Source organism: Metasolibacillus sp. (assembly GCF_025291715.1).
GTDB classification, from domain to species: domain Bacteria; phylum Bacillota; class Bacilli; order Bacillales_A; family Planococcaceae; genus Metasolibacillus; species Metasolibacillus louembei.
The window spans coordinates 37,664-63,397 of the sequence record NZ_JAMBIZ010000008.1; the positions used below are offsets into that span (position 1 = coordinate 37,664).

Below are 25,734 nucleotides of genomic sequence, written 5' to 3' on the forward strand. Positions count from 1 at the left end.
AATCAACATTGTTGTCTAACGAGGTGATTAATGAATGAAATGGTCAATTCATCAACTGTCGAAATATCGTCAAAACGGGCTTCCACTTGATGCAGAAATACAATTGGATGAAGTGAAAGAACGCAATACAGATATTCGTGCAATCTCACCCGCACATGTAAAAGGGCTATGCACATTTGGTGCATCGCAAATGACTTGTCAATTTACATTAAGTGCGACATTAACGCTTCCTTGTGCAAGAACATGGGAAGATGTGGAATTTCCGATTGAAGTCGATACAGTTGAAGTATTTAGCTGGATTGATGAGGATAAGCGTGGCGATTTAGATGGAGATATACATTATATCGAAGGCGAAGTAATCGACATGAAGCCGGTTTTAGAGGAGCTAGTGCTTCTTGAAGTGCCAATGCAAGTATTTAAAGAAAATACCGAAGGACAAGTGCATGGTGGAAAAAACTGGTCTTATGCTACGGATGAAGATGTGGCTCTTAGTCGTAAAGATGACGAACCAAAAGTGGATCCAAGACTGGCTGATTTAGCTAAGTATTTTGATCAAACAGATGAATAACTATCTGTAAGGAGGTGCCAATAATGGCTGTACCATTTAGAAGAACTTCTAAAACTGCAAAAAGAAAGCGTCGTACGCATTTCAAATTATCTGTACCTGGTATGGTAGCTTGCCCAAACTGTGGTGAACATAAATTAGCTCACCGTGTTTGTAAAGCTTGCGGACACTATAAAGGTAAAGAAGTAGTAGCGAAATAATTCAGTATTGCGCTATATAAAGGCGAATGAAGAGGCCATGGCTCTTCATTCGCCTTTTTTCGTATTGTCAAACAGCATGTTATTCGCTACGATTAAATTGTGTGTAAATTGTGTGTGTGCCTGGCACTCGAGGGGGAATGGAAATGGCTTATTTATTAGAACATAAAGAGGGAATTGCCACCTTTACAATCAATCGTGAGGATAAACGCAATGCGGTGAATGATGAAGTAATGAATGGCCTGCAAGAGGCAATTACATATGTGGAACAAAACGATAATGTTCGCTTTTTTGTTATTACGGGTACAGGTGAAAGGTCTTTTTGCTCTGGTGGGGATTTATCTGTTTTTCACGCATTGCAAACAGAGGACGAAGCATTTGGTATGCTGAGTAAAATGGCGAAAATTTTATATAAGCTTGCGACATTACCAGTGCCAACAATTGCGTTGATTAATGGAACAGCGGTCGGTGGAGGCTGTGAAATTGCGACAGCCTGTGATTTCCGTTTAATAGCAAATCATGCGAAGGCAGGCTTTATTCAAGGGACTTTGGCGATTACGAGTGGCTGGGGTGGCGGTACGTATTTATTTGAAAGAGGCTTACGTCATGACCAGGCATTAAAAATGCTTGTTGATGCAAAGGCCTATGATGCGCAAACATTATACGATATCGGATGGGCTATGCATGTTTTTTATGGAACGAAGCAAGAGGCACTACTAGATTTTATTGACGATATGCGTAAAATCCATCCATCTGTCCATCAAGCATATAAAGAGATTGAGCTGCGCAAATGGCGTGAGCGCAATATGTATGAGCGCGTGATGGAGGAAGTGCGGACATGTGCAAAGCTATGGGAGAGTGATGCACATCACCAAGCTGTTAACGATTTTTTAACAAAACCAAAAAAATGAGGAAGAGGCTGTCTGAGAAAAATTATATTTTTTCAGACAGCCTTAATTTATTTGCTAAAAACCATTTGTACCTACGTTAACTAGCCACAAAGAAACGTATATTCTATTTAATATTTTCAATAGATTCCCGATTCTATTTCACCATCTGCTGCATATAGTAGTAAAAAAATAAGAGGTGATAGAGATGGAAGCAAAAAGAAGAAAAGATCAATGGACAGTTGCTGATGATGAAAAATTAGCGGAAATTGTTATTCAATTTGTACAAAATGGAAAAACACAGCTTGAAGCGTTTGAAGAGGCAGCCGCTGTATTAAACCGTACGAAGCAAGCATGTGGCTTTCGTTGGAATAAAACATTAAGAGCGCAATATGGGCAAATGCTCGGCACCGTCAAGAAAAGACCAAAGCAGCTGATGCGTAGTCATTTGAAGCTTGCTTTAACGAGCTTTGAGGAATTAACAGAGGCGTATGGGCAGCTAGAATTGAAATATCATGAGCTTCAAACAGAGCATGAACGTTTGCTTAAATGGTTGAAGCAAGGAGCGCAATTTATACAAAATAAAAATAAGGACTAGAGCAGAAATAGACTGCATAAAAGAAGAAAAAGTGAAAAATAGTTGGAAACCATTATACGAGTAACGTACAATAAAGAGGAACAACTTTGTTCAATTACACAAAGGGGGATTTTCAAATGACACAAGTAAAAGCACCAATGGCAGGTACAGTTTTCGAGGTAAGCGTAAAAGAAGGGGATACTGTAACGGTTGGACAAACATTAATCATCTTAGAATCAATGAAAATGGAGATTCCATGTGAAGCGGAAGTTGCTGGCACTGTAAAGAAAATACTTGTAGCAGAGGGCGACTTTATTGATGAAGAGGCGGTCCTTTTAGAGCTAGAATAGTGCCACAAAGGGGTGAGTAAAATGACAAAACAATATAATGAGCAGCTACAGCAAAAAATCGATGCTATTTATGCAGGTGGCGCACAAAAATATCATGATAAGCTAGCTCAAACAAATAAACTATTTGTACGTGACCGTTTAGCCTTGCTATTTGATGATGGACAATATGAAGAGGATGGCCGCTTTGCCAATTGTGAAGCAGGTGATTTACCTGCGGATGGCGTGGTCTGTGCTATCGGAAAAATAAACGGTGAAACAGTTTGTGTGATGGCAAATGATTCAACAATTAAGGCGGGCTCATGGGGCTCACGTACAGTTGAAAAAATCATTCGCATTCAGGAAACAGCTGAAAAATTACAAGTACCGATGCTCTATTTAGTTGATTCCGCAGGTGCACGTATTACTGACCAGCTCGAAATGTTCCCAGGACGACGTGGTGCAGGTAAAATATTCCATAATCAAGTGAGAATGAGCGGAGTTGTGCCGCAAATTTGTATTTTATTTGGACCTTCAGCGGCTGGTGGTGCCTATATTCCGGCATTTTGCGATATCGTTATTATGGTGGAAGGCAATGCCTCAATGTATTTAGGCTCACCACGTATGGCAGAAAAGGTAATTGGTGAGAAAGTAACATTGGAGGAAATGGGCGGAGCACGCATGCATTGCTCAGTAAGTGGCTGTGGTGATGTACTTGCTACATCTGAGCAAGAGGCAATTGAACAGGCGAGGCAATATATAAGCTATTTTCCTAGCAATTTTGGAGAAATGCCACCTGAGCAAGAGGCACTTCAACCTATTGCGGGGCGAACGTTGGAGGAAATTATTCCAGAAAATCAAAATGCACCGTTCGATATGTACGAGGCAATTAATCAATTAATTGATGAAAATAGCTTCTTTGAAATTAAAAGGCTATTTGCACCAGAGCTTATTACAGGCTTAGCGAGAATCAATGGGCAAGTAGTTGGTATCGTTGCAAATCAGCCAAAAGTCAAAGGTGGCGTACTTTTCGTTGATTCAGCTGACAAAGCGGCAAAATTTATTACGCTATGTGATGCCTTTTCAATTCCGTTGCTATTCCTAGCCGATGTACCAGGCTTTATGATTGGCACGAAGGTGGAGCGAGCAGGAATTATCCGACATGGTGCTAAGCTGATTTCAGCAATGAGCTCTGCAACCGTGCCAAAAATCTCTGTTATTGTGCGCAAAGCATATGGTGCAGGCTTATATGCAATGTGTGGTCCAGCATTTGAACCAGATGTATGCATCGCCCTTCCAACAGCGCAAATTGCTGTAATGGGACCAGAGGCAGCTGTAAATGCGGTATATTCAAATAAAATTGAAGCGATTGAGGACCCGAAAGAGCGCATGCAATTTGTGAAAGAAAAAATCGAGGAATATAAACAAGAAATCGATTTATATAAGCTTGCCTCAGAGCTAGTAATCGATGAAATCATTGCACCAGGCCATTTGCGTGAAACGTTAGTGAAGCGCTTACATTATTATGGCTCAAAGCAAATATTACCACCTTTCCGTAAACACCCTGTTTACCCAGTTTAACCTTACAATGAAAACTGCTCTGAAAGTCATGTATAATGACTAGTAAGAGCAGTTTTTTGAGTGCCAGGCACACAAACAATTCTGAAAATTTACTACAAAAGATGGTGAGCGTATGGAGCGTATTTATGTAATTGGCGCTGGTGCTGTTGGTTTGTTAATGGCAAGCTTTTTAAGTGAGGCACATTATCCAGTAACAATTGTGACGCGACGTGAGGAGCAGGCGATAGAAATTTGTAAGGGTGGTATTACGCGTTTTAATGTCAATGGGGAGCCACAAAAATTTGATGTTGCGGCAATTACCGAGCAGCAATTGCAGGTTGAGGGTGGAGCCATTGTGATTGTGGCAACGAAGTATAATGCATTGCAAACACTATTTCCTACATTAAAAAAATTAGAAAATGTTTCGCTGTTGTTTATGCAAAACGGCTTGCTTCATTATGAGCAAGCGTTAACATTAAAGCAAACTAATATTATGTTCGGTTCAGCGCAGTTTGGTGCAGAGAAAATAAATGAAACGACTGTTTATCAACGAGGGTTAGGTGTATTAAAATTAGCTATAGGTCGAGGGAATGAAGCCATTATTAAAGCTTTTGAAGCGGCTAGTAACGAAAGGTTTTTCATAGAGCAGCAGCCAGATGCGGAGCAAATGCTGTTGGAAAAAGCTTTGCTCAATTGCTTCGTCAACCCGCTTACAGCTCTTTTGCAGGTAAGGAATGGGCAATTGATTCAAAATACACATGCGTATCATTTATTACAGCAGCTGTATCAAGAATTAATGCAGGCATTTCCTGAAATGCAGCAAAAATTTCCGTTTCAAGCTGTTTATCAATTATGTGAACGGACAGCTGAAAATACTTCTTCAATGCTTGCAGATAGACAAGCTGGACGAAAAACTGAAATTGATACGATTGTCGGAGCAGTTATTCAAAGAGCGAAAAAAATAGGAGCAGATGTACCAACACTAAGCGTGTTATACTATCTACTGTTAGCAATAGAGGAGAGCGGTGAAAAAATGTGAAGTTTTTATCTTTTTTAATAGCGATTATTATTATTTGTCCCTTAATAGCACTTTTTATCACTTATTTTATATGCCGTAAAATGCGCTTAAACAGCACAAAAGCATTTGGTTTTGCGGCAGATGTAGCAACATTTTTACTCTTTTTCTCAGTGCCAATGGCTGTTGCAAGCATTTGGAAGGTTTCCATTGTTATTCCGCTTATTATAATGGCTATTTTTATTGCCATTACCTTTACATATATTGATTGGCGAACAAAAAAAGAAATTGCGGTACCACAACTGTTAAAAAAAATATGGCGTGTTTATTTTATATTATTGAGCGTAAGTTATTTTTTCATTTTCATTGCAGGGCTCACACTAAACGTACTGGAGTATGTCGCGATGTAAGCAAATTCTTTTTCGAAATGCGACAGAACGTTTACAATGTAGTAAGTTGGCATATCATTTTAGAAGATAGTAAGGGATAGAGAGGGTTTGAATAATGAAGCTGGAACAAAACGTTTTACCAGTACAAAATGAAATATTGGCACAGTATTGGAATGAGCAGTCTACGATACACGACTTTTTTGATTATGCATTCAATGAAGATGCCTTTCAAGCACGGGCACAATATTTAGCAACAAAAACATATGATACAGCGCAATTAAGCAAAATTATTCAGTTATATATGACACCATTTGGTTTATCAGAGGCAAGCAAGCATCATTTAGATGAGCTAGCGGCAGGTGCCTTTATCGTTGTTGGGGGGCAACAAGCTGGTTTATTAACAGGGCCTTTATATTCAGTGCATAAGGCGATTTCGGTTATTTTACTAGCAAAGGAACAACGTGAAAAGCTTGGTAAACCTGTTGTACCGTTATTTTGGATTGCTGGTGAGGATCACGATATTGAGGAAATTAACCACACGTATACAACTGTAGATGCAACGTTAAAAAAGCGCGCTTATAAAGAGCGTTCAAAGCGTAAAACGATGGCATCGACAACAGCAATTAATAAAGAAGAGATGGAACAATTTGTACGTACCGTTTTTGCGGACTTTGGCGAAACTGCCTATACAAAAGATTTACTACATAATGTATTAATGCACTTGCAAACGAGCACAACATTTACAGACTTCTTCACAGCGTTGATGAATGAGCTATTTGCAAAGCATGGCTTGCTGATGTTAGATGCAGCATTTTCAGCATTCCGACAATATGAAGCTAAGTTTTTTGTGAGATTAATAGAGCGCAATGAGGAAATTGCGCAAGGAGTTGTTTTACAGGAGGAGGCATTCAATCAGGCAGGCTATGGCAAACCTATTGAAGCAACAGCAAGCAATGCCAATCTATTTTTCGTACAAGATGGAGAACGTTTTTTACTAGAGCGTAAGGATGGCTATTTTACAAATACACTAGGTCATATCAAACTGACAAAGGAGCAGCTACTGGAAGTGGCGCAACAAACGCCTGAAAAATTAAGCAATAATGTGGTGACACGCCCATTAATGCAAGAAATGACAATTCCTGTACTAGCTTTTGTAGGGGGGCCTGGGGAATTAGCCTATTGGGCAACATTAAAGCCAGCCTTTTCTTTATTGGAATTACAAATGCCGATCTTTGCTCCGAGATTAAATATTACCTTAGTATCGCGCGCTGTACAGCCTTTGTTGACACAGCATAATTTAACGGTGCTTAACGTTATGGAAGGCAAGGTGGAGCAATTAAAAAATCGCTTTATTGAGCAAGTGCAAGACGAGCAGGTAAAAGAGAAAATTGCTCAAATGCAGCAGCAATTACTTGCACACTATGAGGAGCTTGAGCACTATTTAGATGGTCAGCAATTAAACCTGCATAATATTGTAGAAAAAAATAAGCAATATCATCGTATGCAATTTGATTATTTGGCTTCTAAGATTGAACAAGAAATATTGCAGAAGCATGATGTGAAAATAAAGCAATTTGATTTGTTGTTAACAGAGCTTTTCCCTAATAATAATTTGCAAGAACGCTTATTTAATCCGTATCAGTATTTAAACCTATATGGTCCGACTTTAATAGATAGTCTTATTGAACTAAATTTAGTCCCTTCGTTCCGACATAATTGTATAATGATTTGAGACCAAAAAGCTATTTCTTTTAAGGAATAGCTTTTTAGTATGCTTAAATTATCATTCACCCCTAGGAAAGCAAGGTCTATTTACGTAATTTCTTATTATAGTACAAGAAATGGGAGGAATGGGTGGTGAAAAGTGGGGGCTTGTGGTACATTTATTAGTAAAGTGGGGTGAGTAGCATGTTCATGGGGGAATACGTACATTCCGTCGATGTAAAAGGACGTCTCATAGTGCCTTCGAAATTTCGAGAATCACTAGGTGAAACGTTTGTTATTACACGTGGATTGGACAACTGTATTTTTGGATACCCTATGGATGAATGGCGAAAGCTTGAAGAAAAATTAAAGAACCTACCGATGACGAAAAAGGATGCTCGTGCATTTGCGCGTTTCTTCTTTTCAGGTGCAACGGAGGTTGAATTGGATAAGCAAGGTCGCATCAATATTCCAGCTACATTAATCCAATATGCAAATCTTGAAAAAGAATGTGTTGTATTAGGTGTATCAAGTAGGATAGAAATTTGGGCGAAGGAAGCTTGGGATACATACTATGATGAATCTGAAGCATCATTTAACGAAATAGCAGAAAATATGATAGGCTTTGATTTTTAAAGCTTTGAAGGAGTAAAGACTATGTTCAATCATACAACTGTATTATTGAAGGAGACGGTTGATGGATTGAACATCAATCCAGATGGGGTATATGTAGACTGCACATTAGGTGGCGCTGGTCATAGCGAATACCTCGTACAGCAGCTGTCTCCGAATGGAAGGCTTATATGTTTTGACCAAGATACGATAGCAATTAATAATGCAAAGGTGCGATTAGCCGATTATTTAGATCGTGTGACGTTTGTCCATTCAAATTTTAGATATTTAAAGGACGAGCTATATGCACTAAATATTCAACAAGTGGATGGAATTTTATATGATCTAGGCGTATCTTCCCCACAATTGGATACACCAGAGAGAGGCTTTAGCTATCATCATGATGCCCCGCTTGATATGCGCATGGATCAAACTGCTGAATTAACAGCATTCCATGTAGTGAATGAATGGTCATACGAGGATTTAGTGAGGATTTTCTTCCGCTATGGTGAAGAAAAGTTTTCAAAGCAAATTGCTCGCAAAATTGAAGCGGCACGTAAAACTGCCCCAATTGAAACGACAGGGCAATTAGTAGAATTAATTAAAGAAGGAATTCCTGCGGCTGCTCGTCGTACAGGAGGACATCCTGCAAAGCGCGTATTTCAAGCGATTCGCATTGCTGTCAATGATGAGCTTGGAGTAGCTGAGGACTCTATCGTGGATGCGATAGACCTATTGGCGATTGGTGGACGAGTTAGCGTTATTACATTCCACTCATTAGAGGATCGTCTTTGCAAAACGATATTTAAAGAGGCTTCTTCATTACCGGAATTGCCGCCAGGTTTACCGATTATTCCAGATAATATGAAGCCAAGGCTAAAATTAATTACGAAAAAGCCAATTGTTCCAACAGAAGAGGAGCTAGAGGCTAATAACCGTTCACGTTCAGCGAAGCTTCGTATCGCTGAAAAAATTAATCAATAAGGGAAGTGGCTGACGATGGCAGTACGTGTAAGACAACAACCGTATATCCAACAACCTGCAGTATCACCACAACCACCACAGCAGCCTAGCAAGAAACCGAACTATAAAAAGAGCAAAGCATTTATTTCTAAACGAGAAAAGTTTTTATACATGTTATTTTTAGTAGTAGTAGCAATTATGGCAGTTGCAATCCTACATACACAAAGTAAAATTCAAACAACAAGTATGGAAATACAGCAAATCGAAAAAGAAATATCTGAAATTGCGAATCAAAATGTAGGTTTGAAAGTGCAGGTTAGTGAGTTGTCGGCTTATGAACGAATTTTGAAAAGAGCACAAGAACTCGGTTTAACTCTTAACGAGAAAAATGTAAAGGTAGTGCCGGGAGAATGAAAAAGAGTACATTTCGTTTCCAAAAAGGAGCCTTCCTGATGTTTTTACTATATGGAGGGCTCTTTTTGTTATTATTTTGGCGGATAGTCCATTTACAAACGGCTAGTGAAGTAAATGGCTATTCATTACAGGCGGAGGCTGCTGCTAAATATGCACGAGAGGTGCATCTTGCAGCAAATCGAGGGCGTATTTTAGATCGTAATGACAATGTTATTGCTGAAGACACTTTAGCATATAAGCTTGTCGCAGTTGTTAATGAAGATGCATCTAAAAATTCAAAAGAGCCTGTTCATGTTGTCGATCCAGCAGAAACAGCAAAAATATTAGCGCAATACATTGAAATGGATGAACAAGAGATTTATCAAATTTTAACGAGAAAGCTATCAGATGGTAGAACGCCATATCAGGTTGAATTTGGTGCGGCAGGACGGAAGATTAGCTATGATACAAAATTAGCAATTGAAGAGCATGGATTGTCAGGTATTATTTTTGAAAAGGATACGAAGCGCTATTATCCAAATGGACCATTCGCTTCGCATTTAATTGGCTTTGCAGTCGAGGAAAAGCAGGAGGATAATACAATAAAAACTGTTGGGAAAATGGGGCTAGAGTACACATATAATGAACAGTTAACAGGTACACCTGGCTCAATATCCTATGAGAGCGATCGCAAAGGCTACTTATTGCCAAATAGTGAAAAAATGATTCAGCCCGCAAAAGACGGTGCGGATATTTACTTAACATTAGATAAGACAATTCAAAACTTTTTAGATGAAGCAATGACACAAGTGGACAAGCAATATAATCCTGAATCGATGACAGCGATTGTTGCCAATCCTAAAACAGGTGAAATTTTAGCAATGTCACAGCGTCCAACATTTGATCCTGCAGACCGCGTCGGTTTAGAAAGTAACTGGCTCAATGAAACGATTGAAAATGTTATCGAGCCAGGCTCGACAATGAAAACTTTCACATTAGCAGCAGCGGTTGACTCAGGTAACTGGCATCCGAATACGCAATTTCAGTCAGGACAATATGTAGTTTATGATCGTACAATTCGTGACCATAATAAAGTAGGCTGGGGACCAATCAGCTACTTAGAAGGTTTTCAACGCTCCTCTAATACAGGGATGGCACATATGCTATCTATTATGGGTGCAGATACTTTTTATGACTATTTAGATCGCTTTGGCTTTGGACAGAAAACAGGTATTGACTTGCCTGGCGAAGTAACAGGTACATTGCTATCTAAGTATCCGGTTAATAAAGTAACGACAGCATTTGGTCAAGGGTCTACTGTAACACCAATGCAGCTTATTCAAGGGATGACGGCTATTGCGAATGATGGCAAAATGATGCAGCCATATGTCATTGATAAAATTGTTGATCCAAGCACAGGAAGGGTGATTTTAGATGATGAGCCAATTGTTAAAGGACAACCTGTTTCAGCAAACACAGCAAAGCAAGTGCGAGAAATTTTAGCATCCACTGTAACGAGCGACAAAGGAACGGCTCAACGCTTTGCCTTAGAAGGCTATGAGGTTGCAGGGAAAACTGGAACTGCACAAATCGCTCGAGAGCATGGCGGAGGCTACTACGAAGGGAAAAATCACTATTTGTATTCCTTTTTAGGGATGGCGCCAGTAGAGGACCCACAGCTTATTATGTATATTGCTGTGAAAAAACCGAAGCTTGGTGAAACAGAAGTTGGCTCTGAACCAACAGCAGCTGTATTTAAAATGGTAATGGAAAATAGCTTGAAATATTTTAATATTAACCCTGAGGAAAGTGCTGAGGTAGAGCTAACAAAATTAGCGGATTATGAAAAAAAATCCGCTGAAACTGTACAAGTAGACCTTATTAACCAAGGGCTTACGCCAGTCATTGTTGGTGAAGGTGGACCAATTGTGGAGCAATACCCTGCAAAAGATACTGAGGTAGCTAAAGGAAGCATCGTCTTTTTAAAGACGGAGGGAACGATTACGTTGCCATCATTTATCGGCTGGTCGTTGCGCAATGTATTAATATATAAAGCATTATCTGGCTTGCCAATTGAAATTGTTGGTGAGGGCTATGTAGATAGTCAAAGCGTCTCAGAAAATACCGCTATTCAAGATACAGCACCAATCGTTGTAAAGTTAAAAACACCTGAAGAAAGCTTTGCACCGCAAGTGGAAAACACTGACGAAGACGGCGAGCAATTACCACAAGACTAAGGTTGTTCGTTTTGTATAGTTAGAATAGAAGTCCACTTCTGTACATACTTTGTTAAAAACGGAGTGTGTCGAATGAAGTGGATTTCACTGCTTTCAAAAAAGCGCTTGAAAATTGTTGTGTACGCCTTTTTTTTATACGGGCTCGCAATTATTGCACGATTAGTATATGTGCAAATTATTCAACATGATGAGCTAACAGATCTTGCAAAGGCAAATTGGGACCGCGAAATTCCATTTGTTACAGAGCGTGGGAATATTGTAGATCGGAAAAATGAAGTGATTGTAACGAATAAGCTGGCACCAACGCTCTACTTTATTCCGAAGCAAAATGATAATGTGGAGCTTGCTGCAAAGCAAATTGCCCCAATTTTACAGGCAAGTGAGGCAGAATTACTTGAGAAGATGAAGAAGTCTGTGTATTTAGTGAAGCTGGCACCAGAAGGGAAAAACATCACGGAGGAGCAAGTGGAGGCGATACAGGCGTTAAAAATTAAAGGTTTATATAGCGGTGTTGATTATGTAAGACAATATCCATACGGTTCATTATTGTCAAGATTTCTAGGCTTTACGGGCTATGATAACCAAGGTTTAGCAGGAATTGAATATGAATATAATGAAATGCTGACAGGTAATAATGCTGCCATTCGTTTATTTACAGATGCGAAAAATATGGAGATGGAGCATGTCGATGATGAATGGAAAGAGGGGGAGTCGGGTGCAACCGTTCAATTAACGATTGATTTAACAATACAGCAAGTAATGGAAAGAGAATTAGCGCAAGCAATGCAACGCTATGATGCGGATCAAGCAATTGGCATTGCAATGAATCCAAATACAGGTGAAATTTTAGCCTTATCCTCTTTTCCAACATATGACCCGACCAACTTTAAAAAAGTTGATTCATCAATTTACAATCGAAATTTACCTGTTTTCATGACATATGAGCCAGGCTCTACCTTTAAAATCATTACATTGAGCGCTGCTTTAGAAGAAGGAGTCGTTGATTTGGAGAAGGATCACTTTTACGATCCTGGCTATACGATGGTTGAGGGCGCACGCTTGCGTTGCTGGAAGCGTGAAGGGCATAAGGATGAAACATTTTTAGAGGTTGTTCAAAATTCCTGTAACCCAGGCTTTATTGAACTCGGGCAACGTGTTGGATCACAAAAGCTATTGCAGTATATTAAGGATTTTGGCTTTGGTCAAAAAACAGGCTCAAATATAGCAGGTGAGGCAAGTGGTATTTTATTTTCTGAAAAGGCTTTTGGACCTGTTGAGCATGCGACAACATCCTTCGGGCAAGGTATTTCTGTGACACCGATTCAGCAAATGCAAGCTGTAGCGGCTGCAATTAATGGAGGGACGCTATACACGCCACATGTTGTATCCAAAATTGTTGCAGATGATGGAGAGGTCATCGTGGAGCATACGCCAGAAGCAAAGCGCCAAGTTATTAGTGAACAAACATCAGCGCAAGTGCGCCATGCATTAGAGTCTGTTGTTGCAAAGGGCTCTGGTAAGCAAGCATTTCGCGAAGGCTTGCGAATAGGTGGAAAAACAGGAACAGCCCAAAAGGTAGAAAATGGACGATATAAAGAAGGCGATTATATTGTATCATTTATTGGGTTCGCTCCAGCAGATAAACCAGAAATTATCGTTTATGTAGCAATTGATAATCCGAAAAATCATTTGCAATTTGGTGGGCTTATTGCAGCGCCAATTGTTGGGCAAATTATAGAGGACGTTGCCCCAGTTGTTGGCATTGAAAAGTCAAAGGAACAAATTGATAAGGTAACGGTTTGGACAGATCCAATTATGGTGGAAGTAGCTGATTTTGTTGGGCAAACTGTTGATGAAGTCGTACAGCAGCATTATCCATTAACGATTGAATGGCATGGAGAAGGAACGATTGTTTCTGAGCAAATGCCTTCTGCGGGGAGCAAGCTTGAACAACAAGGTACAATACATTTATATTTAACAGAAGAAAAACATGAACATTGATGAACTTAAAGGAGATTTAACATGAAACTTGCAACAACATTGACCATTTTAACAACAGCATTCATATTAACGGTTGTGTTAGCACCTATCGCAATTCCACTTTTAAGAAGATTGAAGTTTGGTCAAAGCATTCGAGAAGAAGGTCCACAATCGCATATGAAAAAAGCAGGTACGCCGACGATGGGTGGAATCATTTACTTAGTAGCTATTATTGTGACTACATTGGTTACAGCTAATATCTTCAATTTATTTACAACACATACAGTCGTGCTGTTACTTGTATTAATTGGCTTTGGTGTGATTGGCTTTTTAGATGATGGCATTAAAGTAATTTTCAAGCGCAATTTAGGTTTGACGTCTTTACAAAAATTACTTGGTCAAATTATTATTGCGATTGCTGCATTTATGTTATTGCGATTAGGAACATTTGATACAGCTGTCGCAATTCCATTTACAGATTACTCAATTGATTTCGGTTTATTTTATGTAGCCTTCTTAATCTTTTGGCTTGTCGGCTTCTCTAATGCTGTTAATTTAACGGATGGATTAGATGGTCTTGTTGCAGGAACGGCATCCATTGCCTTTGCTGCCTTTGCTGTCATTGCCTTATTTAATGAGCAGGCAGACATCGCATTAGTTGCATTTGCAATTACAGGCGCATTGCTAGGGTTTTTAATTTTTAATATCAATCCAGCTAAAGTATTTATGGGTGATACAGGCTCATTAGCACTTGGTGGAGCACTAGCGATGATTTCAATTTTAATCAAGGCAGAGCTTTTATTGTTATTAGTTGGGTTAGTGTTTGTTATTGAAACATTGTCAGTTATTTTGCAGGTAGGCAGCTTTAAATTGCGCAAAAAACGGATTTTTAAGATGAGCCCAATCCATCACCATTTTGAATTATCTGGTTGGTCTGAGTGGAAGGTTGTTTTAGTATTTTGGTTTACCGGGTTAGTTGTGGCATTAATCGCAGTAATAATGGAGGCGTTTCTATGATTCACTATACAGGATTGCAGCATAAAAAAGTGCTCGTATTAGGTCTTGCGAAAAGCGGTGTTGCAGCTGCTGAATTACTACATGACCTCGGGGCATTTGTGACAGTAAATGATGCGAAGTCATTTGATGCAAACCCAGAAGCGCAAAGCCTTTTAGCAAAGGGGATTACCGTTATTTGTGGTCGCCATCCAGAAGATTTACTTGATGAAGGATTTGAGTTAATTGTCAAAAATCCAGGTATTCCGTATAGCAATCCGATTATAGCAGATGCAATAAATCGGCAATTACCAGTCATTACGGAGATGGAGCTTGCATATTTAGTAAGTGAGGCTCCTTTTATTGGCATTACTGGCTCAAACGGTAAAACAACTACAACGACATTGCTGTTTGAAATGCTAGAGCATGGCAATCGACAGCCGTTAATTGCAGGGAATATCGGAACGGTTGCTTGTAGTGTAGCTGCCACAGCAACGAAAGAGCAAGTTTTAGTGACAGAGCTTTCAAGCTTTCAATTAATGGGGACACGCACATTTAAGCCGCATATTGCCATTTTAACGAATATTTATGAGGCGCATTTAGACTATCATAGCTCCTTTGAGGAATATGCTGATGCAAAATTTGCGATTACACGCAATCAGGATGAGCATGATTATTTCATCTACAATGCAGAGCAGCCAATTGTAGCAGCGTATGCGGCCAAATCAAAGGCACAAAAAATTCCTTTTACAACAAGCGGAAGAGCTGCAGAAGGAATTAGTGCAGATGCGACAGCTATTTATTGGCAGGGAGAATATTTATTTGATCGTTCTAGCATTGTCTTGCCAGGAGAGCATAATTTACAAAATATTTTATGTGCTGTAGCGGCTGCATTGTTAGTGGAATGTCCACTTGCTGCGATAAAGGAGATTTTAGCAACATTTGCTGGCGTTAAGCATCGTACGCAATTTGTCCGCAATTGGCAAGGTGTGCAAATTTATAATGACTCCAAAGCGACAAACTGTCTTGCGACAAAAAGTGCCTTATCCGCATTTTCTCAACCGATTGTTCTTTTAGCTGGCGGTCTTGATCGTGGACATTCCTTTGAGGAATTGCGCAATGTCATGGAAAATGTAAAGGCGGTTGTTGCATTTGGTGAGACAGGGGCACGCTTTATTGAGTTTGCTAAATCGTGTGGTGTCGAGCAAACTGTTGCAGCAACGAATGTTGAGGATGCGGTGATGTATGCGGCGAAGCTTGTAACAGCAGGAGATGTCATGCTATTATCGCCAGCATGTGCAAGCTGGGATCAATATGCGAGCTTTGAAATTCGTGGTGATTTGTTTATTGATGCGGTGATGAAGCTTATTTAAAAAAGTCCTATAAGAAAGGATGCCCTTACTGACGCACTATTATCAGAAGCTATTCGCTTTTTGTGCATTGCTGTTAACGATAATTGGAATTGTATTTGTGTACTCAGCTAGTACATATTGGAGCGCAATTCATTATGAAGGACAAACGCCCTTTTATATTAAACAAATGATTTATTTTGTTATAGCATGTCTTGTGTTTGTCATGATTATAAAAGGTCCAGCGTTAACGGAAAAAAAGCTTTTCATGCTTTATTTGTTTTCTTTATTGCTGCTTGTGCTTGTGTTAATACCAGGTATTGGGATTTGGCGTAACGGTTCTCGAAGCTGGATTGGTATTGGTCCATTAACACTTCAGCCAGCAGAGCTTGTGAAAATTACAACATTGCTATATTTAAGTGCACGGCTTTCAAAGGTGAAGTCCTTTGAAAAAGTTGTAAAGCTAGAGCATTTCATCATCATATTTTTACCAGTGATTTTGATTATGCTACAGCCCGATTTTGGCTCTGTTTTTATTTTAGTTGTGACAGCCTTTATTGTACTTTTTATCGCAAAGTATCCGATTAAGCTGTATATTTTTTTAATGCTAGCTGGTGGAGCTGGCTTAATAGGGCTCATCATTTCAGCACCATATCGCTTAGAGCGTATTAAATCCTTTTTAGATCCATGGTCTGATCCGCTTGGCAGTGGCTTTCAGGCAGTGCAATCTTTAATGGCTATAGGACCAGCAGGATTATTTGGACATGGTTTTTTGCAAAGTCGCCAAAAATATTTGTATTTACCAGAGCCACAAAATGATTTTATTTTCTCGATTATATTAGAGGAAATGGGATTCGTTGGTGGGGGCGTAATATTAGTTTTATTTGCTACTTTATTTTATTGCGGCTATACGTTAGCCATTCGAGCATATGGTTTAGAGCAATTTTATATGATAAGTGCTTTAACGACGATGCTCGTGCTACAAACTTGTTTGAATATTGGTGTAGTTATTGGTCTATTACCAGTAACTGGGGTAACGCTACCATTCATTAGCTACGGTGGCACTTCATTAATCGTTATTTGGATAACGGTTGCGCTCATTATAAAAATCAATTACGCCGAGACGTAATGAATTTGATATTGAAAAGCAATTTTTCTCTCTTAGGACAATGAAAAATAGTAAATGAATACAACAGGAAGGAGGAGTAAAAATTGAAAAAAGTAATTGATATAGAAGAACGTATCCCTACACTAAGAGCGAAACGTCGGCGGCGCTCAAACGTTAAATTTATTTTATTAACAACAATATTCGGTGTGATTTTATTTTTACTCCTTTACTTCCAATCACCTTATAGTGATATTAAAACAATTGATGTCACCGGTGGAAGTATTGAAGATGAGACATTTTATAAGGAGCAATCAGGCTTGAATGTTGGAGACTCTATGTGGAGCTTTAAAGAAAATGATATTGAGGCTCGAATATTGAAGCAAGATTGGGTGAAGGCCGTCACTGTTAAGCGAAAATGGCTGACAACAGTTTCTATTCAAATAGAGGAATGGAGCAAGGTAGCCTATATAGCAAAGGATAGTAACTTTTATCCGATGCTAGAAAATGGTGTGATTTTATCATGGCAGGACAAGCTTGTGCCAATTGATGCACCAATATTTCTTGAGTTTGATGATGAAAAAGTTCGCAAACGTCTATTAAAGGAGCTTGCCAAGCTAAATAAAGAGGTGTTAGCGATGATTTCACAAATTAAAGCAACACCAACAGCTACTGACCCCTATGCAATTACTTTATTTATGAATGATGGCTATGAGGTACGTGCAGAAATTACGACGCTTGCGAGTAAGCTAAATCATTATCCAAAAATTGTGGCAGTAATTGAAAATACAGAGGGGCATGAAAAAGGCGTTATTGACATTGAAGTAGGGGAGTATTATCGCTCTTATGTCAAAGAGTATGCCCAAGTTGAGGAAGCTGAGGACGAGCAACAAGGAGTGGAGCAAAATGAAGAACAATCAGAGGAATAATAGGCCCTCCTTCTTTCAACGTAAATATTTTATTATGCTGATCGTTTGTATCATGATAGGCTTTATCATTGGTATTTCCTATAATTTAACAAAGGATAATAAAAAATTAAGCTCACGCTCACCTATCTATTTACAACAGCAGGAAACATATCGTGAAGAGCTCATTACTCAGCAAGAGCGCAATAAAGAGCTAGCTGATGAGCTGAATCATTTGCAACAAACCATTCGCAGCTATGAGAAGAATTTAACAGCTAACGCAGAGCAGCATGAGGATTTAGTGGCAGAGGCGGAGCGCTTACGACTTTTGCTTGGTGATATTGCGGGGCAAGGACAAGGCATCCGCTTAACGTTAGCAGATGGAGCGTATGATCCAAATTCGACGAATCCAAATGATTATATCGTGCATGAAAGCCATATTTTTAAAGTGCTAACAGAGCTGAAAATTGCAGGAGCAGAGGCAATTGCTATTAACGGCCAGCGCTTAAAAACAAATTCTTATATAAGCTGTAATGGTCCTGTCATTACGATTGATGGCAAGCAATCGCCAGCGCCATTTGTTATTGAAGCGATAGGAGAGCCGAATACGCTTATTGCCTCATTAGAAATTCCAGGAGGCGTTTTTGATCAATTATTAAATGAGCAAATTAATGTGACCTTTGAAAAAAGCAATTTAATTTCCATGCCTTCCAATACGGCAGAAAGTTGAGGGGGGAGGTAAATGAAGAAGAATAAAAGCTTGCATATTACGCTTATTTCTTTTGTCATAGGCTTTATGCTAGCTGTGCAGTATAACACGATGCAAAATCCAGAGGAACGAGATACGAGGGATATTTGGGAAATTAGACAAGCACTATCCGAGGAAAAAAAGCGCCATTCTGAATTATTAACAAATATTCAAGCAATGAATGAAGTCGTAAGTAAATATGAGGATGCGAACTCAAGCAATCCAGAGCTTGTATTGCAAGAAACAGTTCTTGATTTACATCGTCAAATTGGATTAGCACCTGTTACAGGACCAGGTTTAACGCTTACAATTAAACCTGCCAAAGAATTAATTGAGTATGGCTATGAGATAGAGGCGATCTCTCCAGAGCTTTTATTTCGTTTAGTTAATGATATTTATCGGAATGGTGGTCAATATGTTGAAATTGATGGTCAGCGACTCCTATATACCTCAGCTATTCGAGATATTAATGGAGCCACAACAATTAATAGTGTGCCAATTAGCAAAACGGATGTCGAAGTGAAAATTATTATGCCATCTAAAGAACTAGCGCAAAAATTGTATAATTATTTGCTTTCATCTTCATTAATGGACGAGTTTTATATTGATAATCTAGAGCTCGTTGTTGGCGATGTGAAAAGCTTTATTCAAATTAAAAATATAGCAACTCAAATAACTAAGAGCTATTTGAGCGAAGCAACTAAAGGGGATTAGAATATGTGGCTGCCATTATTAGGACTGATTTTAGGTGTTGCGCTAGGTCTATTAACGGATATTCAAATTCCAGCAGTGTATGAAAATTATTTATCGATTGCAGTGTTGGCTGCACTTGATACAATGTTTGGTGGTATACGCGCAAAATTGCAGGAAGTATACGATGATAAAGTATTTATATCAGGCTTTTTCTTTAACATTGCACTTGCAGCAGGTCTTGCCTTTTTAGGTGTCCATATCGGTGTTGATTTATATTTAGCCGCAATTTTTGCATTTGGTGTTCGCTTGTTTCAAAATATAGCGGTCATTCGACGTATACTATTAACGAAACTGGATGAGAGAAAAGTAAAAAAACAAGAAATATAATAAATTTTTAGAGTGAATTGCTAGGAAATAAGCGGTAAAGTATATATAGATAGCCAATTCGCTTCATTTTTTAAGTTATCATATTCGTTGTAAGCCTAGCGCAGTTTAATAGGTATTTAGACATTTATTAAAAAAGTAGCTATCTCTTTAACGATAGAGGTGGGAGTATTGTACTGAATGAAGTGAAATCTCATTAAAATTTCATTACAAAAGCGAATAAGCTTAGACAACAACGAAAAATTGCAATAGAATGAACATTAGGAGTATTAGAAGGAGGTGCAGCGAGTTGAGTCAACAGGATATTTATATTTCGCTGGATATTGGATCATCCTCTATTAAAGTGCTAATAGGTGAAATGAGTGAGCAACAATTACATGTAATTGGTGTCGGTCATGTAAAATCGACTGGAATTCGTAAAGGCGCCATTGTTGATATTGATGCAACGGTACAATCAATTAAAAAAGCAGTTGAGCAAGCTGAAAGAATGACAGGGATTAAAATACACGATGTAATACTAGGTGTGCCAGCAAATCAAACATTTTTACAACCGGTAAAAGGTGTCGTTGCTGTAAATAGTGAAAATCGTGAAATTGGTGATGACGATTTAGAACGCGTCATTGAGTCTGCACAAGTTATGTCTATCCCGCCAGAGCGTGAGTTAGTAAACTTAATACCTAAGCAGTTTATTGTGGATAATCTTGATGAAATTAAAGACCCGCGCGGTATGATAGGCATTCGTTTAGAAATGGATGCAACGATGATTACAACTTCAAAAACTTTACTACATAACGTGTTGCGTTGTGTAGAGCGAGCTGGTTTACAAATTCGAGAAATTTATTTACAGCCTTTAGCAGCAGGTTATTTTGCTTTGACAGAAGATGAAAAAAATCAAGGCACTGCTTACATCGATTTAGGTGGCGGTTCAACAACAATTGCTGTCTTTGAAGAAGGCTTATTAAAGCATACAGGAGTTATCCCAGTAGGTGGGGAACATATTACAAAAGACTTATCGATTGTCCTAAAAACACCGACTGAGCAAGCTGAAAAAATAAAAAGACAATTTGGGCATGCTTTCTATGATGATGCCTCAGATGATGAGTTGTTTGAAGTACCTGTAGTAGGGACAGATGCAACAGATCAATATAATCAACGTTATATTGCTGAAATTATTGGGGTACGTCTAGAAGAAATGTTTGAGCTCGTGCTAGATGAACTAGCACGTCTAGGTGTTAGCGATTTGCCAGGAGGTATTGTTATTACTGGTGGTGTTGCACAGCTAGAAGGTCTTGCCCAGCTTGCACGAGAAGTAATGCAAACACGTGTAAGGGTGTTTGTACCAGATTATATAGGTGTACGCGACCCAGCATTTACAACATCAGTAGGATTAATTCGTTATGCATATGCAGATGATAAGTTCTACGGAAGAAGTGCGGTCACAGATGCTTCACCATATATTGCGGTAACATCGCAAGCAGCTCCTACTAAAAAGCAATCTCAGCAAGTAGAATACACAGATAATAGTAATAAAGTGAGCGTTATTGATAAAGCAAAAAATATCTTTAATAAGTTCTTTGAATAGTAGGCTTACGAAAAGTCGAGTGAAGTGGGAGGATAAATGAATGTTAGAATTTGATACAAGTAGTGATCAGCTTGCTGTCATTAAAGTAATAGGTGTAGGTGGCGGCGGTAATAATGCTGTAAATCGTATGATTGAACATGGTGTACAAGGTGTAGACTTTATCGCTGTAAATACTGATGCTCAAGCTTTAAATTTATCAAAAGCCGAACATAAATTACAGATTGGCGGAAAGCTTACTAGAGGTTTAGGGGCAGGTGCAAACCCGGAAGTAGGGAAAAAGGCGGCTGAAGAAAGCCGTGAGCAAATTGAAGAAGTGCTACGTGGCGCTGATATGGTATTCGTTACTGCAGGTATGGGTGGTGGTACTGGTACTGGTGCAGCTCCAGTAATCGCTCAAATTGCACGCGATTTAGGTGCATTAACAGTAGGGGTTGTGACACGACCATTTTCATTTGAAGGCCGTAAGCGTCAAACACAAGCTGTAGGTGGCATCGGTGCAATGAAAGAAGCTGTCGACACATTAATTGTTATCCCAAATGATAAGCTATTACAAATTGTTGATAAATCAACGCCTATGCTAGAAGCATTCCGTGAGGCAGATAATGTATTGCGTCAAGGGGTACAAGGTATTTCAGATTTAATTGCAACACCTGGTTTAATCAACTTAGACTTTGCGGACGTAAAAACAATTATGTCTGATAAAGGCTCAGCATTAATGGGTATTGGTATTGCATCTGGTGAAAATCGTGCAACAGAGGCTGCCAAAAAAGCAATTTCAAGTCCATTGCTTGAAACATCAATCGATGGTGCAAAAGGTGTTATCATGAATATTACAGGTGGCACAAATTTAAGCTTGTTCGAAGTACAAGAAGCAGCAGATATCGTAGCTTCTGCATCAGATGAAGAAGTAAATATGATTTTCGGTTCTGTTATTAATGATAACTTAGATGATGAAATTATCGTAACAGTTATCGCAACAGGCTTCTCTGATGATATATTAACACAACGTCAAAACGTGCGACCAAGCATGGGTGTGAGACAACAGCAAGCTCCTGTACAGCAACAGCAAACGTCTCGTCAAGAGCCTGTACAACAGGAAGCACCACGTCAAACACAAAACTATCAACAAGAAGATACATTAGATATCCCAACATTTTTACGTAACCGTAGAAATCGTGGGTAGCAAATGATGAGGATGTTAGGAAAGGCAAAGCTTTTCCTAACATCCTCATTTTTGTTTTGTTCATGAAAATAGATGATATAGAGATTCGCTTCTATAATGACTTCGCAACAATGCCTCTTTATTTTACTTTTTTTACTAGTCAATATTTCTAAAGAAAATACGAATAGCTACAGAAAGAGTGCTGTATTACTCTCATTTTTTCTATCGTTCCCTGCCTATTTTGTCAATTTCCCAATTTTTTTGCGTTTTCTTGTCTAAATTTTTTATGAAATGAATACAATGAAGTGACAATTTCTAACATAGTGTTAATGGTAAGCTTCTAACTAGGAGGAAGCGAATACATGGTTGGCGAATGGCTTGTATTAATAAATACACTATTTAATTATTTACTCGTCTTGTTTATAAGCAAAATAACTAATGTCTATGTGACGAAAAGGCGAGCTTTATTTGCTGCTTTTATAAGTGGTGCAATTAGTGCAATTTTTACACAATCATTTATGGTTGCTGTTATAAGTGCCCTTTTATTAGCTGGCATAGCCTTTTCATTCCAATATCGTATTTTACTGAAACAAACAGCAGTACTTGTTGTGGCAACGATATTTCTAGGAGGCTTATTAACAGCAGTACAACCTTTTTTAGCAGGTCGTTCATTGCTTTTTTATATTGTACTTTGTAGCCTGCTTGCCATTTTTAGCTCAAAAGGGGCAGAAATAAAATGGCGCAACTTTTGGCAACAAAAAATACAGGCAAGCTATGTAGTAACATGTAAATTGCATTTAGGTGATACAAAATTGGAGCTACGGGGCTTTATCGATACGGGAAATATGTGTACAGAGCCTATTAGTCAACAACCTGTACATTTTATTTCCTATCAGATGATTAAGGATAAGCTACCTGATGCTATCAATGAGGCAATCACTTTATGGGATGCGGCATCCCCTTATAATTTGTCGATGTTTCCACGTGAGTGGTTAACATCTATTCGTCTAATACCATTGACAACTGTGCAAAGTAAGGCGATTGTACCTGCATTTCGTTTAACAGAATGGACGATTAATGAACAAAAGGTGACGGGACATTATGTCGTACTAACGAAAAATGATGCCAATTTTCCGCAGCAAGCTGATATGATGCTTCATGTTTTAGCGCTTTCCAGTCAACAATAAAGGAGGAGAATGATTGATTCAAAAACTAGTAGCGTATTTGCAAAATATTTGGAGTAAGTTCTTTCGCAAAGGAACATACTATATAGGAGGACATGATTCATTGCCAGTACCATTGACTAGAGAAGAAGAATTAACTGTCGTTGAAGCCTTTATGAATGGGGATTTATCCGCAAGAGATACATTGATTGAACGAAATTTGCGTCTCGTTGTTTATATCGCAAGACGCTTTGATAATACAGGTACACCGATTGAGGATTTAATTAGTATTGGTTCGATTGGCTTAATTAAAGCGATTGAAACATTTAATAAAGAAAAAAATATAAAGCTCGCAACATATGCTTCACGCTGTATTGAAAATGAAATTTTAATGCATTTACGAAAAACAAGCCGTATGAAAGGTGAAGTATCATTTGATGAGCCACTGAATTCTGATGCGGATGGCAATGAGTTATTACTATCGGATATTTTAGGTACAGAGGTGCATATTATAACGAATGATGTGGAGCGCAAAATCGAGCGTCAACATATGTTTAGTGCAATTAATTGCCTAAACCCACGAGAAAAATACATTATGGAATGTCGTTTTGGTTTAAATGGTAAAGAAGAAATGACACAAAAGGAAGTAGCTGATCATTTAGGAATTTCGCAATCATACATTTCACGCTTAGAGAAAAAAATAATATTGGAATTGCGCGAATATTTAAATGCGCCAATTGCATAACTTGGATGAATTTGCCGTCCATTTTTACGCATAGCCTACTTTATCCCGGGACAAACTGAACGAAAGATAATCGTTCGGAGGGGAATAGTTGATGCGAACAAAAGTAGAGCTATGTGGTGTAGACACAGCAAAGCTCCCAGTGTTAAAACATGAGGAAATGCGTGAGTTATTCATTCAATTACAAGCGGGAAATATCGCTGTACGTGAGGAGCTTGTTATTTGTAATTTACGTTTAGTATTAAGTATTGTAGGACGCTTTTCATATCGTGGTGAGCAGGCTGATGATTTATTCCAAGTGGGCTGTATCGGTTTATTAAAAGCAATCGATCATTTTGATTTAAAGCATAATGTACGTTTTTCGACATATGCTGTACCGATGATTATCGGAGAGATTCGCAGACATTTGCGTGACCATCATGCGCTGCGTGTATCACGCTCATTGCGAGACATTGCTTACAAAGCGATGCAGGCAAAAGAGCGATTTATCACGGAAAATTTATATGAGCCAAAGATTGAACAATTAGCAGCGGCGATTGAAATGAAGCCAGAGGATGTGCTATTTGCACTCGATGCCATTCAAGATCCTGTTTCATTGCAGGAGCCAATTTATTCCGATGGCGGTGATGCGATGTATTTAATGGATCAGCTAAAGGGCGATGTGTCTGAGGATCAATGGGTTGATTATGTGTCAGTGAAGGAAAGTCTGCAAAAATTAGATGAAAGACAGCAGCTTATTGTAGCGAAACGCTTTTACTATGGTGAAACGCAGACGGAGATTGCTAAATCATTGGGCATTTCACAGGCACAAATTTCACGCTTAGAAAAAAGCGCAATTGAAATGATGCAGGCCGATTATTTGCAGTAATAGGTGAGCGTTGCTAGTGCACTACTTGCACTTATCTGTTTTAAAATTAAAAAAAAGACTTTGAAGTCCATAAAAGTAACCATTTTCTTAATGGTGAATATTTCAAGAAGAAAGCGGTCTAACGTGCCACTTTCAGACGATATAATAATGAAAATCCACTTAGACGCACTCGTTGTAAGTGGATTTTTTTATTTTAGAGTGCCAGGCACACCTACAATTTAGACACAATTCGAGGAGTGGATATGATGCGTTTTTCAGTGGCGCAGCAAAAGGAAATTATTGAGGCAGGAAGCGGTCGCTTTATCGGCTATATTGTTGATGCTGAAATTTGCGAAAAGAGCGGTATGATTACAGGGTTTCTTGTGGCAGAGCCGAAAAAAATATTGCATATTTTTCAGGGGGAAGAAGTAACACGAAAAATTTCTATAAATGATATTTTGACAATTGGTAAGGATGTTATTTTAGTAAAAGGTGTTTTGGCATAGCGGGAAAGAATGATAATAACTTAAGCTATTCATTGATAAATTATAGTAGGCTTGTTACAATGAAACAAAGTAAAAATACTTGAAAGACTAATACTACGTTAGTAATAAACAACAGCTCATAGAATTTTTGATTTATCGTGAGCATTTGTT

27 protein-coding genes are annotated in these 25,734 nt (G+C 38.7%); all 27 read left to right on the top strand.

Going from position 1 to position 25,734, the window contains the following annotated elements; genetic code table 11:
• The first annotated feature begins 34 nt into the window (after nucleotides 1-34).
• Nucleotides 35-568: a YceD family protein gene (locus M3Z76_RS07405; protein ID WP_293922114.1), complete on the top strand. Its 534-nt coding sequence runs from the start codon at nucleotides 35-37 to the stop codon at nucleotides 566-568.
• 23 nt (nucleotides 569-591) lie between these two features.
• Nucleotides 592-765: a 50S ribosomal protein L32 gene (gene rpmF, locus M3Z76_RS07410; RefSeq protein ID WP_107839265.1), complete on the top strand. Its 174-nt coding sequence runs from the start codon at nucleotides 592-594 to the stop codon at nucleotides 763-765.
• Between the two features lie 143 nt (nucleotides 766-908).
• Nucleotides 909-1,673: an enoyl-CoA hydratase/isomerase family protein gene (locus M3Z76_RS07415; RefSeq protein WP_293922111.1), complete on the top strand. Its 765-nt coding sequence runs from the start codon at nucleotides 909-911 to the stop codon at nucleotides 1,671-1,673.
• A 184-nt stretch (nucleotides 1,674-1,857) separates the two neighbouring features.
• Nucleotides 1,858-2,247 (top strand): transcriptional regulator, encoded by a 390-nt coding sequence (locus M3Z76_RS07420; RefSeq protein ID WP_293922109.1) that lies wholly within the window; start codon nucleotides 1,858-1,860, stop codon nucleotides 2,245-2,247.
• A gap of 116 nt (nucleotides 2,248-2,363) precedes the next feature.
• Nucleotides 2,364-2,576 (top strand): acetyl-CoA carboxylase biotin carboxyl carrier protein subunit, encoded by a 213-nt coding sequence (locus M3Z76_RS07425; protein ID WP_042471665.1) that lies wholly within the window; start codon nucleotides 2,364-2,366, stop codon nucleotides 2,574-2,576.
• A 21-nt stretch (nucleotides 2,577-2,597) separates the two neighbouring features.
• Entirely contained in the window at nucleotides 2,598-4,133 is a 1,536-nt protein-coding gene (locus M3Z76_RS07430; protein WP_293922107.1) for an acyl-CoA carboxylase subunit beta, read from the top strand.
• A 112-nt stretch (nucleotides 4,134-4,245) separates the two neighbouring features.
• Nucleotides 4,246-5,151, top strand: a complete 906-nt coding sequence (locus M3Z76_RS07435) for a 2-dehydropantoate 2-reductase (protein ID WP_293922105.1) — start codon at nucleotides 4,246-4,248, stop codon at nucleotides 5,149-5,151.
• Nucleotides 5,148-5,537: a DUF3397 domain-containing protein gene (locus M3Z76_RS07440; protein WP_293922103.1), complete on the top strand. Its 390-nt coding sequence runs from the start codon at nucleotides 5,148-5,150 to the stop codon at nucleotides 5,535-5,537. Before M3Z76_RS07435 ends, M3Z76_RS07440 begins: the two co-directional genes overlap by 4 nt.
• Nucleotides 5,538-5,631: 94 nt before the next feature.
• A complete protein-coding gene (bshC, locus tag M3Z76_RS07445; protein ID WP_293922100.1) occupies nucleotides 5,632-7,248 on the top strand; it encodes a bacillithiol biosynthesis cysteine-adding enzyme BshC in 1,617 nt (538 codons plus the stop codon).
• Nucleotides 7,249-7,424: 176 nt separating this feature from the next.
• Complete coding sequence (mraZ, locus tag M3Z76_RS07450) at nucleotides 7,425-7,856, top strand: division/cell wall cluster transcriptional repressor MraZ (protein WP_042471679.1); 432 nt, start codon at nucleotides 7,425-7,427, stop codon at nucleotides 7,854-7,856.
• 21 nt (nucleotides 7,857-7,877) lie between these two features.
• The gene (gene rsmH / locus M3Z76_RS07455) at nucleotides 7,878-8,816 is read left to right on the top strand and encodes a 16S rRNA (cytosine(1402)-N(4))-methyltransferase RsmH (protein ID WP_293922097.1); all 939 of its coding nucleotides are present in this window, start codon (nucleotides 7,878-7,880) and stop codon (nucleotides 8,814-8,816) included.
• Nucleotides 8,817-8,831: 15 nt separating this feature from the next.
• The gene (gene ftsL / locus M3Z76_RS07460; protein WP_293922095.1) at nucleotides 8,832-9,209 is read left to right on the top strand and encodes a cell division protein FtsL; all 378 of its coding nucleotides are present in this window, start codon (nucleotides 8,832-8,834) and stop codon (nucleotides 9,207-9,209) included.
• 65 nt (nucleotides 9,210-9,274) lie between these two features.
• On the top strand, nucleotides 9,275-11,425 hold the full coding sequence (locus tag M3Z76_RS07465) for a penicillin-binding protein (protein ID WP_483310150.1): 2,151 nt from the start codon (nucleotides 9,275-9,277) through the stop codon (nucleotides 11,423-11,425).
• Between the two features lie 72 nt (nucleotides 11,426-11,497).
• Nucleotides 11,498-13,426, top strand: coding sequence for a penicillin-binding transpeptidase domain-containing protein (locus M3Z76_RS07470; protein WP_293922093.1), 1,929 nt, complete (start codon nucleotides 11,498-11,500; stop codon nucleotides 13,424-13,426).
• Between the two features lie 21 nt (nucleotides 13,427-13,447).
• Complete coding sequence (mraY, locus tag M3Z76_RS07475) at nucleotides 13,448-14,422, top strand: phospho-N-acetylmuramoyl-pentapeptide-transferase (protein ID WP_293922092.1); 975 nt, start codon at nucleotides 13,448-13,450, stop codon at nucleotides 14,420-14,422.
• The gene (murD, locus tag M3Z76_RS07480) at nucleotides 14,419-15,771 is read left to right on the top strand and encodes a UDP-N-acetylmuramoyl-L-alanine--D-glutamate ligase (RefSeq protein WP_293922090.1); all 1,353 of its coding nucleotides are present in this window, start codon (nucleotides 14,419-14,421) and stop codon (nucleotides 15,769-15,771) included. Before mraY ends, murD begins: the two co-directional genes overlap by 4 nt.
• Before the next feature lie 19 nt (nucleotides 15,772-15,790).
• Nucleotides 15,791-16,876, top strand: coding sequence for a putative lipid II flippase FtsW (ftsW, locus tag M3Z76_RS07485; RefSeq protein ID WP_293922088.1), 1,086 nt, complete (start codon nucleotides 15,791-15,793; stop codon nucleotides 16,874-16,876).
• 83 nt (nucleotides 16,877-16,959) lie between these two features.
• Nucleotides 16,960-17,781 (top strand): cell division protein FtsQ/DivIB, encoded by an 822-nt coding sequence (locus M3Z76_RS07490; protein ID WP_293922086.1) that lies wholly within the window; start codon nucleotides 16,960-16,962, stop codon nucleotides 17,779-17,781.
• Entirely contained in the window at nucleotides 17,759-18,487 is a 729-nt protein-coding gene (locus tag M3Z76_RS07495) for a DUF881 domain-containing protein (RefSeq protein ID WP_293922084.1), read from the top strand. The genes M3Z76_RS07490 and M3Z76_RS07495 overlap by 23 nt, the downstream gene beginning before the upstream one ends.
• Nucleotides 18,488-18,499: 12 nt before the next feature.
• Nucleotides 18,500-19,219 (top strand): DUF881 domain-containing protein, encoded by a 720-nt coding sequence (locus tag M3Z76_RS07500; RefSeq protein WP_293922082.1) that lies wholly within the window; start codon nucleotides 18,500-18,502, stop codon nucleotides 19,217-19,219.
• A 3-nt stretch (nucleotides 19,220-19,222) separates the two neighbouring features.
• Nucleotides 19,223-19,585, top strand: coding sequence for a small basic family protein (locus tag M3Z76_RS07505; RefSeq protein WP_293922081.1), 363 nt, complete (start codon nucleotides 19,223-19,225; stop codon nucleotides 19,583-19,585).
• 286 nt (nucleotides 19,586-19,871) lie between these two features.
• Complete coding sequence (gene ftsA, locus M3Z76_RS07510; RefSeq protein ID WP_293922080.1) at nucleotides 19,872-21,164, top strand: cell division protein FtsA; 1,293 nt, start codon at nucleotides 19,872-19,874, stop codon at nucleotides 21,162-21,164.
• A gap of 40 nt (nucleotides 21,165-21,204) precedes the next feature.
• Entirely contained in the window at nucleotides 21,205-22,347 is a 1,143-nt protein-coding gene (gene ftsZ, locus M3Z76_RS07515; RefSeq protein ID WP_293922079.1) for a cell division protein FtsZ, read from the top strand.
• A gap of 341 nt (nucleotides 22,348-22,688) precedes the next feature.
• On the top strand, nucleotides 22,689-23,513 hold the full coding sequence (locus M3Z76_RS07520) for a sigma-E processing peptidase SpoIIGA (protein WP_293922077.1): 825 nt from the start codon (nucleotides 22,689-22,691) through the stop codon (nucleotides 23,511-23,513).
• A 16-nt stretch (nucleotides 23,514-23,529) separates the two neighbouring features.
• Nucleotides 23,530-24,234, top strand: coding sequence for an RNA polymerase sporulation sigma factor SigE (sigE, locus tag M3Z76_RS07525; RefSeq protein ID WP_066170302.1), 705 nt, complete (start codon nucleotides 23,530-23,532; stop codon nucleotides 24,232-24,234).
• Nucleotides 24,235-24,325: 91 nt separating this feature from the next.
• On the top strand, nucleotides 24,326-25,099 hold the full coding sequence (gene sigG / locus M3Z76_RS07530) for an RNA polymerase sporulation sigma factor SigG (protein ID WP_293922072.1): 774 nt from the start codon (nucleotides 24,326-24,328) through the stop codon (nucleotides 25,097-25,099).
• Between the two features lie 242 nt (nucleotides 25,100-25,341).
• Complete coding sequence (locus tag M3Z76_RS07535) at nucleotides 25,342-25,584, top strand: YlmC/YmxH family sporulation protein (RefSeq protein ID WP_293922069.1); 243 nt, start codon at nucleotides 25,342-25,344, stop codon at nucleotides 25,582-25,584.
• Nucleotides 25,585-25,734 lie beyond the last annotated feature (150 nt).

What these genes read in the sequence shown, in the direction of transcription:
- M3Z76_RS07405 (WP_293922114.1), top strand. Translation starts at nt 35, where the DNA reads ATGAAATGGTCAATTCATCAACTGTCGAAATATCGTCAAAACGGGCTT.
- rpmF (WP_107839265.1), top strand. Translation starts at nt 592, where the DNA reads ATGGCTGTACCATTTAGAAGAACTTCTAAAACTGCAAAAAGAAAGCGT.
- M3Z76_RS07415 (WP_293922111.1), top strand. Translation starts at nt 909, where the DNA reads ATGGCTTATTTATTAGAACATAAAGAGGGAATTGCCACCTTTACAATC.
- M3Z76_RS07420 (WP_293922109.1), top strand. Translation starts at nt 1,858, where the DNA reads ATGGAAGCAAAAAGAAGAAAAGATCAATGGACAGTTGCTGATGATGAA.
- M3Z76_RS07425 (WP_042471665.1), top strand. Translation starts at nt 2,364, where the DNA reads ATGACACAAGTAAAAGCACCAATGGCAGGTACAGTTTTCGAGGTAAGC.
- M3Z76_RS07430 (WP_293922107.1), top strand. Translation starts at nt 2,598, where the DNA reads ATGACAAAACAATATAATGAGCAGCTACAGCAAAAAATCGATGCTATT.
- M3Z76_RS07435 (WP_293922105.1), top strand. Translation starts at nt 4,246, where the DNA reads ATGGAGCGTATTTATGTAATTGGCGCTGGTGCTGTTGGTTTGTTAATG.
- bshC (WP_293922100.1), top strand. Translation starts at nt 5,632, where the DNA reads ATGAAGCTGGAACAAAACGTTTTACCAGTACAAAATGAAATATTGGCA.
- mraZ (WP_042471679.1), top strand. Translation starts at nt 7,425, where the DNA reads ATGTTCATGGGGGAATACGTACATTCCGTCGATGTAAAAGGACGTCTC.
- rsmH (WP_293922097.1), top strand. Translation starts at nt 7,878, where the DNA reads ATGTTCAATCATACAACTGTATTATTGAAGGAGACGGTTGATGGATTG.
- ftsL (WP_293922095.1), top strand. Translation starts at nt 8,832, where the DNA reads ATGGCAGTACGTGTAAGACAACAACCGTATATCCAACAACCTGCAGTA.
- M3Z76_RS07470 (WP_293922093.1), top strand. Translation starts at nt 11,498, where the DNA reads ATGAAGTGGATTTCACTGCTTTCAAAAAAGCGCTTGAAAATTGTTGTG.
- mraY (WP_293922092.1), top strand. Translation starts at nt 13,448, where the DNA reads ATGAAACTTGCAACAACATTGACCATTTTAACAACAGCATTCATATTA.
- murD (WP_293922090.1), top strand. Translation starts at nt 14,419, where the DNA reads ATGATTCACTATACAGGATTGCAGCATAAAAAAGTGCTCGTATTAGGT.
- ftsW (WP_293922088.1), top strand. Translation starts at nt 15,791, where the DNA reads ATGCCCTTACTGACGCACTATTATCAGAAGCTATTCGCTTTTTGTGCA.
- M3Z76_RS07495 (WP_293922084.1), top strand. Translation starts at nt 17,759, where the DNA reads ATGAAGAACAATCAGAGGAATAATAGGCCCTCCTTCTTTCAACGTAAA.
- M3Z76_RS07500 (WP_293922082.1), top strand. Translation starts at nt 18,500, where the DNA reads ATGAAGAAGAATAAAAGCTTGCATATTACGCTTATTTCTTTTGTCATA.
- M3Z76_RS07505 (WP_293922081.1), top strand. Translation starts at nt 19,223, where the DNA reads ATGTGGCTGCCATTATTAGGACTGATTTTAGGTGTTGCGCTAGGTCTA.
- ftsZ (WP_293922079.1), top strand. Translation starts at nt 21,205, where the DNA reads ATGTTAGAATTTGATACAAGTAGTGATCAGCTTGCTGTCATTAAAGTA.
- M3Z76_RS07520 (WP_293922077.1), top strand. Translation starts at nt 22,689, where the DNA reads ATGGTTGGCGAATGGCTTGTATTAATAAATACACTATTTAATTATTTA.
- sigG (WP_293922072.1), top strand. Translation starts at nt 24,326, where the DNA reads ATGCGAACAAAAGTAGAGCTATGTGGTGTAGACACAGCAAAGCTCCCA.
- M3Z76_RS07535 (WP_293922069.1), top strand. Translation starts at nt 25,342, where the DNA reads ATGATGCGTTTTTCAGTGGCGCAGCAAAAGGAAATTATTGAGGCAGGA.